This window comes from Paludibacterium purpuratum, from assembly GCF_004363805.1.
Lineage (GTDB): Bacteria > Pseudomonadota > Gammaproteobacteria > Burkholderiales > Chromobacteriaceae > Paludibacterium > Paludibacterium purpuratum.
Genome location: NZ_SNZP01000003.1, coordinates 112,082 through 123,813 on the forward strand (window position 1 = coordinate 112,082; position 11,732 = coordinate 123,813).

14 protein-coding genes are annotated in these 11,732 nt (G+C 60.4%); 8 read left to right on the top strand and 6 right to left on the bottom strand.

Annotation, left to right across the window (positions count from 1 at the left end; translation table 11 throughout):
- The first annotated feature begins 58 nt into the window (after positions 1-58).
- From flgA to DFP86_RS04580, 7 genes are all read left to right on the top strand, one after another.
- The gene (gene flgA / locus DFP86_RS04550) at positions 59-685 is read left to right on the top strand and encodes a flagellar basal body P-ring formation chaperone FlgA (RefSeq protein ID WP_166642149.1); all 627 of its coding nucleotides are present in this window, start codon (positions 59-61) and stop codon (positions 683-685) included.
- A 75-nt stretch (positions 686-760) separates the two neighbouring features.
- Positions 761-1,057, top strand: a complete 297-nt coding sequence (flgM, locus tag DFP86_RS04555) for a flagellar biosynthesis anti-sigma factor FlgM (RefSeq protein WP_133678831.1) — start codon at positions 761-763, stop codon at positions 1,055-1,057.
- A gap of 35 nt (positions 1,058-1,092) precedes the next feature.
- A complete protein-coding gene (locus DFP86_RS04560) occupies positions 1,093-1,557 on the top strand; it encodes a flagella synthesis protein FlgN (protein ID WP_133678832.1) in 465 nt (154 codons plus the stop codon).
- A 64-nt stretch (positions 1,558-1,621) separates the two neighbouring features.
- Positions 1,622-2,542 (top strand): CobD/CbiB family protein, encoded by a 921-nt coding sequence (locus DFP86_RS04565; protein ID WP_133678833.1) that lies wholly within the window; start codon positions 1,622-1,624, stop codon positions 2,540-2,542.
- A gap of 119 nt (positions 2,543-2,661) precedes the next feature.
- Positions 2,662-3,981, top strand: coding sequence for a DEAD/DEAH box helicase (locus DFP86_RS04570; protein WP_133678834.1), 1,320 nt, complete (start codon positions 2,662-2,664; stop codon positions 3,979-3,981).
- 103 nt (positions 3,982-4,084) lie between these two features.
- The gene (locus DFP86_RS04575) at positions 4,085-4,714 is read left to right on the top strand and encodes a class I SAM-dependent methyltransferase (protein WP_166642151.1); all 630 of its coding nucleotides are present in this window, start codon (positions 4,085-4,087) and stop codon (positions 4,712-4,714) included.
- A 48-nt stretch (positions 4,715-4,762) separates the two neighbouring features.
- The gene (locus DFP86_RS04580; RefSeq protein ID WP_133678836.1) at positions 4,763-5,749 is read left to right on the top strand and encodes a serine/threonine protein kinase; all 987 of its coding nucleotides are present in this window, start codon (positions 4,763-4,765) and stop codon (positions 5,747-5,749) included.
- 148 nt (positions 5,750-5,897) lie between these two features.
- Here DFP86_RS04580 and DFP86_RS04585 read toward each other — a convergent pair whose 3' ends face one another.
- The 5 genes from DFP86_RS04585 to DFP86_RS04605 form a co-directional block, all read right to left on the bottom strand.
- The gene (locus tag DFP86_RS04585) at positions 5,898-6,245 is read right to left on the bottom strand and encodes a hypothetical protein (RefSeq protein ID WP_133678837.1); all 348 of its coding nucleotides are present in this window, start codon (positions 6,243-6,245) and stop codon (positions 5,898-5,900) included.
- Positions 6,246-6,456: 211 nt separating this feature from the next.
- Positions 6,457-8,469 (bottom strand): M13 family metallopeptidase, encoded by a 2,013-nt coding sequence (locus DFP86_RS04590; RefSeq protein WP_133678838.1) that lies wholly within the window; start codon positions 8,467-8,469, stop codon positions 6,457-6,459.
- 275 nt (positions 8,470-8,744) lie between these two features.
- The gene (locus DFP86_RS04595) at positions 8,745-9,017 is read right to left on the bottom strand and encodes a hypothetical protein (RefSeq protein ID WP_133678839.1); all 273 of its coding nucleotides are present in this window, start codon (positions 9,015-9,017) and stop codon (positions 8,745-8,747) included.
- 103 nt (positions 9,018-9,120) lie between these two features.
- Positions 9,121-9,591 carry a hypothetical protein gene (locus DFP86_RS04600; RefSeq protein WP_133678840.1) on the bottom strand — a complete coding sequence of 157 codons (471 nt, stop codon included), beginning with the start codon at positions 9,589-9,591 and terminating at the stop codon, positions 9,121-9,123.
- Positions 9,592-9,846: 255 nt separating this feature from the next.
- Positions 9,847-10,047: a hypothetical protein gene (locus tag DFP86_RS04605; RefSeq protein WP_133678841.1), complete on the bottom strand. Its 201-nt coding sequence runs from the start codon at positions 10,045-10,047 to the stop codon at positions 9,847-9,849.
- Between the two features lie 163 nt (positions 10,048-10,210).
- Between DFP86_RS04605 and DFP86_RS04610 the strand changes: the two genes are divergently transcribed.
- Complete coding sequence (locus DFP86_RS04610; RefSeq protein ID WP_133678842.1) at positions 10,211-11,152, top strand: 3'-5' exonuclease; 942 nt, start codon at positions 10,211-10,213, stop codon at positions 11,150-11,152.
- Between the two features lie 63 nt (positions 11,153-11,215).
- Here DFP86_RS04610 and DFP86_RS04615 read toward each other — a convergent pair whose 3' ends face one another.
- Positions 11,216-11,710, bottom strand: coding sequence for an Lrp/AsnC family transcriptional regulator (locus DFP86_RS04615; protein WP_133678843.1), 495 nt, complete (start codon positions 11,708-11,710; stop codon positions 11,216-11,218).
- Positions 11,711-11,732 lie beyond the last annotated feature (22 nt).

Genomic DNA, 11,732 nt, shown 5'->3' on the forward strand with positions numbered 1-11,732 from the left:
TGGCGGCATGAAACAGTTTTTTCTTATATTGTTTGCGCTTCTCCTGGCAATGCCAGCCATGGCCGCCAATCAGAATATGGCGCTCTTGGAGCAGTTGGCGCGTAGTTACGTCAAAGGCGAGCTCAGCCAACGGCCGCAGGCGACCTTCCGATTGGGGAAACTCGACCGCAGGCTGGCGGTGCCCGCCTGCGTCGATCCCCAGATTGCCTGGAGCGACGGTGCCGAGCCGAGCGGCAATACCTTCTTGGACATCTATTGCCTGTCGCCCGGCTGGCGGTTGCGTCTGCCGGTCTCGATCAGCGACGCCGCGATGGGGCTGATTCTGACCCGGCCGGTGCGCGCCGGCGATATGCTCGGTCCGGATGATATTCGGCAAGTGCCGCTACCCGATTCGTCCATGGCGCGCGACATTCTGGCGGATCCGGCTCAAGTGGTTGGACAGAGCATGACAAGTGGCGCGGCGGCCGGAATCTGGTTGAGAAGCTTTATGGTCAGGCCGCCATTTGTTGTGAAAATGAATCAGCGCGTCAAGGTGGTGGTCAGCGGCGACGGTTTCAGCGTCGAAGCCGAGGGGGTCGCCATCGCCAATGGCCGCGCGGGTGACGTGGTTCCGGTGCGTATGCCCAACGGGCAGTTGTTGCGTGGCGTGGCGGGACAGGATGGTGTGGTCAGCCTATCCAATTAAAATAATTGCTCATGTAATTGCTATTTGAGACGATAATACGGGTAACCATGAAGTCTTGAAGGAAGGGGCCCAAACATGAAAATCGACCAATCGGGCAATATCCAGAACCTTTACCCCACTCAGGGTAAGAGCGCGAAGCGCAAGAACGACACCGAGTCGACGGGTGGGAATGCGCCATCCTCGCAGGTTGCGATCAATCCGCTGGCAAGCCAGATCAATGCCGTCTCGCAGGACATGGCAGCAGAGCCGTCTTTCGATGTCAGCAAGGTCGAAGCCATTAAGAGCGCGATCGCTTCGGGCAGTTTTCAGATCAATCCGGAAAATATCGCCGATGGCTTGATTGCCTCGACCAAGCAGCTGCTGGCGGGTTAAGTCGGCGCGGATGATAGTTAGAAATTCGGGTGGGTATGGCGGATATTGAATTGTTTGCCAAACTGTGCCGGGACGAAACCGAACAGGTGTCCCGGCTTATTGCTTTTCTGGAACAGGAACAGCAGGCGCTGATCGCCGGCGAGGCGTTGCGCCTGGAGGCGCTGGCCGATGAGAAGGGCCGCGCGCTGGAAGCGCTGGCGCTCGTCAGTCGAGAGCGTCAGCTTTGGCTGCGGGCTCAGGGCGTCACCGATCGCGAGTCGGTGCTAACCTGGCTTAAGGACAAACCGCAAGCCTGCGAGGCCTGGTTTCTGTTGGAGAGCTCATTGGGCCGTGCCATGGCGCTCAACGAGTTCAATGGCAAGCAGATCAATCTCGGCTTGCACCGGACACACGAAGCGTTGGGCGTGCTCAAATCGGCTGCGGCATCGATGATGTCTTACGGGCCGGACGGTGCGCAGGCGGAAGTGCCGATCGGCGGCCGGCACTTGGGATCGGCCTGAGGCGTGATCGTCCGGTGGTAGTTGTGGTATCTTCCTATTGGGCCTGGACAACCATTCAAAAACAATGACCCTGCTATCACTGATTTTCGCACTGGGGCTCGAGCAAATCCGCCCGCTCGGCAATCGCAACCGTGTCTGGCTGCTGTTCATTCGTTACGCCAATCATCTCGAGCGCAATCTGAATGCCGGCTCCAACCGTCACGGCGTGTTCGCCTGGTTGATCGCCATCCTGCCGCCGATGCTGCTATCCGTGGCCGTCTACTACGGCCTGCGTGCTCTCAGCCCGGTGCTGGCGCTGCTATGGAATGTGTTCGTGCTGTACCTGACCATGGGGTTCCGCCATTTCTCCAGCGCGTTTTCCGAGATTTCGCTCGCCTTGGCGGAAGGGCGTGAACTGGATGCTCGTCAGGCACTGTCGCGCTGGACCGGTCAACCGAGCAGCGAACTGTCCGTCAACGAGATCGCGCGCCTTGCCATCGAGCAGGGTGTGATGGACAGCTACCGTTTCGTGTTCGGCACCATGTTCTGGTTCGTCCTGTTGCCGGGGCCGTCCGGTGCCCTGTTGTACCGGCTGAGCCAGATGTTGTATCAGAAATGGGGCAGTCGCCCGCTGACCGAAGACCGTTTCGGCCAGTTCGCCGACCGCGCGGCCACTTGGCTTGATTGGCTGCCGGTTCGTTTGACCGCTGCAAGCTTCGCCGTGATGGGCGACTTCGAAGATGCGGTGTATTGCTGGCGTTCCCAGGCGCGGGCCTGGGGCGATTACGCCAACGGCATCCTGCTGGCTTCGGCCGCCGGTGCGCTCGGCATCCGTCTGGGCGACCCGCTGAAGCAGGACTATACCGTCAAGTTCCGACCAGAGCTCGGTCTTGGCGACGAAGCCGATCCGAACTATCTGCGTAGTGCCGTCGGGTTGATTTGGCGCTCCGCCCTGTTGTGGCTGCTGGTCATCCTACTGATGAGCGTGGCCAGTCTGCTGGGCTGAACATGCGCCATCCCCCCGCGCCGCCTTGACTGGGCGGCGTCGGCATTTTTGCCCCGCGAGGGTATGTGGTACGGCGCCGCGAAGCGGCGCTGCTAAAGATTCAAAAGTGGAGATATCAAATGTCATTTTCCGAGCTTGGCCTGTCGCCGGAGTTGCTCCGCGCCATCGGCGAGCAGGGCTATAACGAGCCCACCCCGATCCAGGCCAAGGCCATCCCCCTGGTGCTGACCGGCCGCGACATGCTGGCCGCGGCCCAGACCGGTACCGGCAAAACGGCGGCTTTCATGCTGCCGATCCTCGAACGCCTGAAGAAATACGCCAACCCCAGCGCTTCGCCGGCCATGCATCCGGTGCGTGCGCTGATCTTGTCGCCGACGCGCGAACTAGCCGATCAGATCGGCGTCAACGTCAAGGCCTACACCCGCTATCTGCCCTTGCGCGCCACCACGATCTTCGGCGGCGTCAATATGGATCCGCAAGTCGCCGAACTGCGCCGTGGCGTCGAAATCCTGATCGCCACGCCGGGGCGGCTACTCGACCATGTGTCGCAAAAGACCGTGCAGCTCAATCGTGTCGACGTGCTGGTGCTCGACGAGGGCGACCGCATGCTGGATATGGGCTTCATCCAGGATATCCGCAAGATCATGGCGCTCTTGCCGCGCGAGCGGCAGACGCTGCTGTTCTCCGCGACTTTCGCCTCGGAAATCAAAAAGCTTGCCGAAGATTTCATGCGCGATCCGCAGGTGGTCGAAGTGGCGCGTCAGAACTCGACCAACGATGACGTCGAGCAATTGGTTTACGCTGCCGACGGTTGGCAGAAGCGCAAGCTGCTGTCGCACCTGATTCGCAGCCGCGACATGGGCCAGGTGATCGTGTTTTGCAAGACCAAGCTCAGCGCCGATCAATTGTCGCGCGATTTGAAGCGAGACGGGCACGCCGCCGAGGCTATCCACGGCGACAAGGCCCAGGCTGCGCGGCTGGAAACGCTGGCGGCCTTCAAGGACGGCGCGATCCGCGTGCTGGTGGCGACCGACGTGGCGGCGCGTGGACTGGATATCAGCGAATTACCCTATGTGGTCAACTTCGAATTGCCGAATGCGCCGGAAGATTATGTGCATCGTATCGGCCGTACCGGCCGGGCCGGCGCCTCGGGAGTGGCTATTTCCCTGATGTCGCAGGAAGAGAGCCGTCAGCTCGATGCGATCAACAAGCTGATTCGCAAGAACTTGGAGGCCCAGCCGGTCGACGGCTTCTGGCCGTCGTGGATGCCGCGTCCCGCTGCGCCTGTCCATCACATGCCGGCGGCCGATGCGTTGACCGGCGCGCCCGAGGGCATCAAGCAACCCAGGGCGGTTCGTCGCGGTCGCGGCAAACTGCAGCGGGAAATCCCGGCACTGCTGCTGCCGCCGCGTTACAAGGTAAGTGCGCCACCGCGCTGAGTGGGTGATTGTCAATTTAATTCTTAATTAAATATCCTCACTGCATATGAGTTTTCGCTCATGCTTGTCTTCCTGCCCCGGAAAACATGATGGAGTGAGAGCGATGTCAGTGCAGAGCTTCGACGAGTTTTACCGCGGCCATACAAATCTGTATGGCCTGGCCCCAATGGGGCAGTTGGTCCATTACATGCAAACATATAGCGTGCGCGGCCCAGGCCTCGCACTCGACCTTGGCTGTGGCCAGGGACGCAACGCGTTTCACCTCGCGCGCTGTGGCTATGATGTGACCGCGGTAGATTGCTCGGGCGTCGCCATAGCCCAACTCAGGCAACATGCTGCCGATGAGAAGCTGAGCATCCAGGGGGTGCACGGCGATATTGCACAGTTCCCGATTCAACCGTTTGCCTATCGGCTGATCGTGGCCAATACCTCGCTGGATCATCTCGCCAAGGACGATGGCCTGCGCATGGCGCAGGCCATGGTAGCGGGTTTGGCGCCTGGCGGTTATTTATACGCGGCCGTGTTTCTCGACGATGACCCCGGCTGCAGCCATCTAGGCAGCGCCAGCGAAACCGCCGGCCATATCCGGCACTACTATCGCTCGGGGGAACTGCGTGAAACATTCGAGGGTTTGACCCTGCTCTCCTATCAAGAAGAGTGGGCGTTGGATCTATCGCATGGCGAGCCGCACTATCACAGCACCGCCTTTTTATTCGCGCGGCACGATGACTAGCTGTTGTGTTTGACTGCCATAGGGCGCGAATCCGATATACTGCGCTCCATGGAACTCACCACGCATCCTTTCGCCGGGCTGACGCCCGACACCATGCTCGACGCTATCGAGTCGCTTGGCCTGCGCCCGAGCGGCAGCTTGCTGGCGCTCAACAGCTATGAAAATCGCGTCTACCAGATCGGCATGGAAGATGGCCCGCCTTTGGTGGCCAAATTCTATCGCCCCGAGCGCTGGTCGGATGACCAGATCCTCGAAGAGCACGCCTTTGTCGCCGAACTTGCCGCGCGAGAGATTCCCGTGGTCGCGGCGCTGGCGTTCGACGGGCAGACCTTGCATCGGCATGGCGATTACCGCTTCGCACTATTCCCCCGGCGCGGTGGGCGGACGCCGGAATTCGATCGTTCAGATACCCTGACCTGGATGGGGCGCTTTATGGGGCGTATTCACGCCCTGGGCGCCAGTGAACCCTATCGTAGTCGTCCCGCACTCACCATCGAGAGTTTTGGCGAGCAACCGGTCGATTGGTTGCTCGCCAACGATTGGCTGCCGAGCGAACTGATCGAGGTTTACCGAGGTGTGGCACGACAGGCGCTCGATGGCGTGCGACGCGCCTATGAGCGGGCCGGGGCGCTGAAAACGCTGCGTCTGCATGGCGACTGCCATGCGGGTAACGTACTGTGGACCGACGACGGTCCGCACTTCGTCGACTTCGACGATAGCCGCAGCGGGCCTGCGATCCAGGATTTGTGGATGCTGCTGTCCGGCGAGCGCGCCGACCAGTCGCGCCAATTGGCCGACCTGATGGCCGGCTACGAAGACTTCTACGAATTCGACTACCGCGAACTGCACCTGGTCGAAGCGCTGCGCACCTTGCGGCTGATTCACTACAGTGCTTGGCTGGCGCGGCGCTGGAGCGATCCGGCCTTTCCGGCGGCCTTTCCCTGGTTTGGCGGTCAGCGCTATTGGCAGGATCGCATTCTCGAACTGCGCGAGCAGATCGCGCTGATGGACGAACCGCCTCTGTGGCAATGCTGACACGGCCGTAAAAACACCCGGGCGCAAGGCCCGGGTGGCAGCAGGGGACTAGCGGTTATCGGTGGCGAATCCGGCAGTCGGTGGGCAGGTACATCGGGCCGCCCTGCTTGGCGTCGAACGCACTGTAGACGCCATCGGCATTGACCATCTAGTCTTGCGGGTTATCGCGCCGCTCGGTGTCTTGGGCGGACGCCACGGCTCTGGCGAGGGGGTCGAGATCTTGCCGGGTTGCGCGTCGTAGCGCCTGGACGACGCTGAGCGAGTGCAGCAGGCTTCCTTGTGTGTTGAGCGATATCAACTGGCCGATTCTCGGCGGCGCGAAGAGATCCCGTAGCTTCTTTTTATTTTCCTGGCAGTTGACGGGGTGGTCGGTTGCCTCCTGGTAGCGGAGAACCTCGCCGAGACAACCGGCGCCCATATCGGAAACCGGATTGCCGATGGCGATGCCCTGTGTCGAGGCAAGACAAGTCAACAGAACCAACGATGACCATTTCATGGAATACCTCTCTTGGTTTCTCGTAACTGTGTGTGAGCGAAGGGTACGATGCAATGAACATGCCGCGTCGGCTGTGACGGCCGGACGGGCGTAAGTATTCTGGCACGGGCGAGGCAATTCTGAAATTCAGCGCGGCACGAGCTGTCGGATAGCGCGGTTCAGACAAAAAAAACCCGGGCGCAAGGCCCGGGCAGCAACAGGAGACTAGCGGTTACCAGAGATGAATCCGATCGGCGGCGGGCTTGTACATCTTGTCGCCCTGCTTGACGTCGAAGGCACTGTAGAAGCCATCGGCATTGACCGCCGCACCTTGCGGGCGGAAGCTGGCCGGCGAGTGCGGATCGGTTACCAGCAGCTTGAGCAGCGCCTCGTCCTTGATCTTGTTGCGCCAAACCTGCGCAAAGCCGATAAAGAAGCGCTGATCGCCGGTCAGGCCATCGATCACCGCGGCGGGCTTGCCGGCCAACGACAGGTGGTAGGCCTTGTAGGCGATTTGCAGGCCGGCGTTGTCGGCGATGTTCTCGCCCAAGGTCAACTTGCCGTTGATGTGCTTGCCCGGCAGCGGTTCGTAGCTGTCGTATTGCGCCACCAGCTTGCTGGTGAGTGCTTCGAAGCGGGCGCGGTCTTCCGCGGTCCACCAATTGCGCAACTTGCCGTCGCCGTCGAACTGGCTACCCTGATCGTCGAAACCGTGGCTGATCTCATGGCCGATCACCGCGCCGATACCGCCGTAATTGACCGCATCGTCCGCCTGTGCGTTGAAGAACGGCGGCTGCAGAATGCCCGCCGGGAAGGCGATTTCGTTGAGCGACGGATCGTAATAGGCGTTCACCGTCTGCGGCGTCATCTGCCATTCGGTGCGATCCACCGGACGGCCCAGCTTGTTCAGCTTGTAGCGGTACTGGAATTCGGCGACGCGGGTCACGTTGCCGGCCAAGTCATGCGGTACGATCCACAACGAGCTGTAGTCGCGCCATTTGGCCGGATAACCGATCTTGATCTGATATTTGGACAGCTTCTCCTGGGCGGCGGCACGCGTGGTCGGCGTCATCCACTCCAGCGTATTGATGCTTTGGCGATAAGCCCCCATCAGGTTTTGCACCAGCTGGTCCATCTTCGCCTTGGCCTCGGGCGGGAAATATTTAGCCACATACAGTTTGCCCAACGCTTCGCCCATCGAAGATTCGACCAGCGCGACGCCGTCCTTCCAGCGCGGACGCTGTTCCTTGACGCCCGACAGGGCTTGTTGATGCAGTGCGAAGCTGGCATCGACGAACGGCTTGCTCAGGTAGGGGGCGTAGGCATCCAGCAGCCGGGCTCTCAGGTAGTCGCGCCACACCGGCAGCGGCGTGTCGTGCACGATCCCGCCCAAGGCCTTGCCATAGCTCGGTTGAGTCAGGTTCAACTTTTTCACCTTGCCCACTTGGGCGGCTTCGAACCAGACCTGCCAGTCGATATTCGGTACGGCCTGGTGCAATTGCGCCCGGCTCATCGGGTTGTAGGTCTTAACCGGGTCGCGGTTGGCGACGTTGTCCCATTGTGCCTGCGCGATCTTGGTTTCCAGCGCCAGTACGGCCTCGGCGCGTTTGCCGGGCTCATGCATGCCCGTCAGCGAAAACAGGCGGGTCAGATAATCCAGGTAGGCTTTTCGCGCCGCGACGAAACGGGCGTCTGCTTGCAGGTAATAGTCTCGATCCGGCAGCCCCAGCCCGGATTGATTGAGCTGCAGCAACGTCATGGTCGGGTTGCCGGCATCCGGGTCGACGCTGACGCGCAAAGGCAGATCCACCGAGGTCGCTTGCCACGAGCCCATCAGGCGGGTAAGCGACGCTTGGCTGTCGACGGTGGCAATGCGCGCCAATTGACCATACAAGGGCAGCAGACCGAGTCGATCCGCGGTCTTTGCGTCGGTGAAGCTCAAATAGAGGTCGGACAGCTTGTGTTCCTCTGCCGTGGCACTGGCTTTTTTGCCCGCTTGCTCGACCAACTGGCGGCTGCGCGTCTCGTTTTCGTCGCGCAGCATAGTGAATGCGCCGTAAGAGGCGTGATCGCCGGGAATGGGGGTGTTCTTGACCCACTGGCCGTTCACGGCGCTGAAAATATCGTCCTGAATTCGAACCGAGCGGTCGAAGCCGCTGAAGTCGATGCCGGAGACCGGTGCGCTCATGGCGGCGCCATGAGCAAACGCCAAACCAAGCAGTAATGCTAACGAAGTGCGTTTCATGGGTATCTTTCTTGTGATTTGAGCCTAATAAGGTGCTGCGGATAGATTTTGCGATATCGCAGGCAGCGATGCCACTGCCGTTGGTGGCAGTTGTCGCTCGACAGTCGTCGACGCGGCCGGAACCAAGCCTGGCATTCTGGCCGCGCCAACACATTCTCACGCGGGGTATACAGTTGAACATCCGTCAGTTAGGACAGTCGACAAATCCGTAGCGGGCGTGACGGATTGTTGCAAATGTCATAACGCCAAAACCGATGCCAAGAGATAAGGCGCCGCTACGGCCAGGGTGGGGAGGGCGCTGCGGCCGACGGACGTTTTGCCGGCCGTCCCGTTGAGGGCGGGCGTTCTTTCACCATGGTTTTCGGGCTGCGGCCGTGCAGGATATCGATGACGGTAAAACCGACATAGCTGCGCAGCGTTGGCGCATCGTTGGGATGCGTGCTCGCCGAGAGGGCGTCGTCGGGGGTGAGGTTTATCCTCGGTGTGCTGTTGGCTTCCGACTGAAGCAGGGTCAGGCCGACCACGAGGGCCAGCGGTACATTTACCATGGTTTTTCCTAGTGGATGAGGAGGAGGGGAGCAATGTTGCGTTGGTCCCGGCGGTTTAAGCCGCCGGGGGAGCGGATTAGGCTCTATTGGCGGCTGCCGGTTCCTAGGCGCCGACAGACGACGATGTCGGCGCTGGCGCCGGCGTTTCTTGCGACAAGTTGCGCTTGCCAAGAAGCAGTATCAGGCGGTCCATGGCGCCTAGGCGGAAGACACTCGCCACCTGCTGGCCGATCTGCGGTCGGGCCTGAGCGAAGTGGGTGTACTCCGAGGTTTGCCGTGCCTGCCATTGGCACCACCGCGGGCTGGCCTTGGGGCACAACCCCTTGCGGAAGTCATGCATGCTGTCGGCGAAGAGCGCTCCCCGCAAAGCGAGCTCGCTTTGCGCTGGGTCGTGCGGTTGCGTATGGGTAAAGGCGAAGCGGCTAGACGTGTTCTCGTCCGGCTGCGGCTCATACGCTTCGAGCATTTTTTGCAATGACTCGTAGGAGAAATAATCAAGCCATGCCGGTGCGGCCTGTGCGATCCCCTGGTGTAAGGCCAAACTCGTCAACAATGCAAAAGAGATGGTTTTCATGGTTTTCCTTGGTTTGGTGAGCGAAATAGCGCGGTGCAAGGAAAGCTCATACGCCAACGACGACCGTGGGTACGGTGTGCTTTGGTTTCTGGCCCTCCAGGCGGCAGTGCGGCGAACGTCGGCTGCGCATGAAGGGCACGGGCATTTTTGCATGGGCGGGACAGGCGACAATCTGGCAATACGGTAGATTGACAAACGACAACGCCCGCCGGGCGAACAGCGCGCGGCGGGGGAGGGCACGGCTAGCCGGGGGAATCAGGCTGTCGTGTTGATCAACTGGCCGGTCGTTTGCCCATTCGTGTTGACGGTGGGCTGGGCCTTGGCATTGCTGCTTTGCGTCTGCTCGCTCTGCTGCTTGTGCTTGTCGTCGACTTTGCGGTCGGCGGCCGTTTGCGCCGTGGCGGTGGACGGTGCATAGAGCTGGCTGTGGCCAGATGAAACCGGGCTGATGGACATCACGGACTCCTTTGGGCCTGTTGATGCGACCCTTGAGATTCCCATATTAGTTAATATTCGGCTATTTGCATAACAAAAATGGGTAGCCAGGAGGCGGCAATAAAATCCCGGTCGCTACGCCGTCGCGCTATCATGCCCGGATCGAATCGGAACGCCTTCATCCATGGATACCATACAAGCCCTGCAAATCATTGCCGACCATCCCGAATTTCGCCTGCTGCGCCGTGTGCCGGAACAGCTTCAGTCGCCCCCTGCCGGAGAAGGCGATACCGGACTCGCCCTGATCATCGACACCGAAACCACCGGCATGGATAAGCAGTACGACGTGATTATCGAAGTCGGCATGCTGTTGGTGCGTTACCGCCGGGCGACCGGGGAGTGGTTGGAGATCGTTGGCCAATACGATGGCCTGGAGGACCCGGGGCAGCCGTTGTCCCAGGTCGTGCAGACCGTGACGGGCCTTTCGGATGCCGATTTGGCCGGCCAGCGCATGGACGATGCCTGCGTCAACGATCTGGCGCGTCAGGCCGATCTGGTGATCGCTCATAATGCCGCTTTCGACCGGCCATTCCTGTCGCGCCGTTGGCCGATTTTCCAAGAGAAGTCCTTTGCCTGTTCGGTGAACGAGATCGACTGGATGGCGGCCGGCTTCACCAGTGCCAAGCTGGAGCTCTTGGTGTATCACTGCGGGTATTTCTACGATAGCCACCGTGCCCTCAATGACTGCTGGGCGCTGCTGTTCGTGCTCGGCCAAGTGCTGGCGCCGCGCGGCGAGACCGCGTTGTCGGCGTTGTTGCAAAGTGCCGATAAGCCATCCTTCCTATTGAATCTGCAAGTGCGTTTCGACGACAAGGACAAGCTAAAGGCCATCGGCGGTTTTCAGTGGCTGGACGGCAGCGACGCGCGCCATCTGCCCAAGAGCTGGTTGCGCCGCTGCAAGGACAAAGTCGAGTTACGCGCCGTGCTCGACAGTATCCATGCCCAGGTGTTCGGCGGTCGGTCGTTTCCCTGTCAAATCGGCAAATTGACTGCGCTGGAACGCTATGCGACCAATCCGCAGACGCTGCGCATGAAGTCTTATGAGTTCCCCGCGCCTGGCGCTTGATCCAGGCCAAATATCGGCGGCAAATCGGCGGTGTATATTAAGGCAATATCAGGTATTGTTAATTTATTCCCTGGTAATGCCGGCGCCTTTGATGACCTGCATCTCCGGGTCGCTGACGATCTTTTCAATCTTGAACACCTCGCTGGCCAGCCATTCGCTGGTCAGGGTGCGGTACTGGTCCATGTCGGCGCAGTGAATACGCACCACGTAGTCGAACTGGCCACTGACCAGCCAACAGTCCAGAACCTCGGGGCGGCTTTGCACCTCGGCCTCGAACGCTTGCTGCGCCGAGCGGCCGCTTTGGCTTGAGAAGGCGATTTTGGCGTGCAGGATGACACCTAGGCGGTGAACATCATCGTCTATGATGGCGGTGTAGCCACGGATAATGCCGGCTTGTTCCAGACGACGAACCCGCTCCTGGCAGGGACGAGGTGTCAGATAGACCATTTCGGACAGCCGTTGGTAGGAGATACGCCCGTCGTGGCGCAGAACCTCAAGGATTTTACGGTCAATGCGGTCGAGCTGACTGATCGTCTTATTTTTGTCGTCCCGTTTCATGACGAGAGCCTTGGAGAAGATT

What these genes read in the sequence shown, in the direction of transcription:
- flgA (WP_166642149.1), top strand. Translation starts at nt 59, where the DNA reads ATGGCCGCCAATCAGAATATGGCGCTCTTGGAGCAGTTGGCGCGTAGT.
- flgM (WP_133678831.1), top strand. Translation starts at nt 761, where the DNA reads ATGAAAATCGACCAATCGGGCAATATCCAGAACCTTTACCCCACTCAG.
- DFP86_RS04560 (WP_133678832.1), top strand. Translation starts at nt 1,093, where the DNA reads ATGGCGGATATTGAATTGTTTGCCAAACTGTGCCGGGACGAAACCGAA.
- DFP86_RS04565 (WP_133678833.1), top strand. Translation starts at nt 1,622, where the DNA reads ATGACCCTGCTATCACTGATTTTCGCACTGGGGCTCGAGCAAATCCGC.
- DFP86_RS04570 (WP_133678834.1), top strand. Translation starts at nt 2,662, where the DNA reads ATGTCATTTTCCGAGCTTGGCCTGTCGCCGGAGTTGCTCCGCGCCATC.
- DFP86_RS04575 (WP_166642151.1), top strand. Translation starts at nt 4,085, where the DNA reads ATGTCAGTGCAGAGCTTCGACGAGTTTTACCGCGGCCATACAAATCTG.
- DFP86_RS04580 (WP_133678836.1), top strand. Translation starts at nt 4,763, where the DNA reads ATGGAACTCACCACGCATCCTTTCGCCGGGCTGACGCCCGACACCATG.
- DFP86_RS04585 (WP_133678837.1), bottom strand. Translation starts at nt 6,245, where the DNA reads ATGAAATGGTCATCGTTGGTTCTGTTGACTTGTCTTGCCTCGACACAG.
- DFP86_RS04590 (WP_133678838.1), bottom strand. Translation starts at nt 8,469, where the DNA reads ATGAAACGCACTTCGTTAGCATTACTGCTTGGTTTGGCGTTTGCTCAT.
- DFP86_RS04595 (WP_133678839.1), bottom strand. Translation starts at nt 9,017, where the DNA reads ATGGTAAATGTACCGCTGGCCCTCGTGGTCGGCCTGACCCTGCTTCAG.
- DFP86_RS04600 (WP_133678840.1), bottom strand. Translation starts at nt 9,591, where the DNA reads ATGAAAACCATCTCTTTTGCATTGTTGACGAGTTTGGCCTTACACCAG.
- DFP86_RS04605 (WP_133678841.1), bottom strand. Translation starts at nt 10,047, where the DNA reads ATGTCCATCAGCCCGGTTTCATCTGGCCACAGCCAGCTCTATGCACCG.
- DFP86_RS04610 (WP_133678842.1), top strand. Translation starts at nt 10,211, where the DNA reads ATGGATACCATACAAGCCCTGCAAATCATTGCCGACCATCCCGAATTT.
- DFP86_RS04615 (WP_133678843.1), bottom strand. Translation starts at nt 11,710, where the DNA reads ATGAAACGGGACGACAAAAATAAGACGATCAGTCAGCTCGACCGCATT.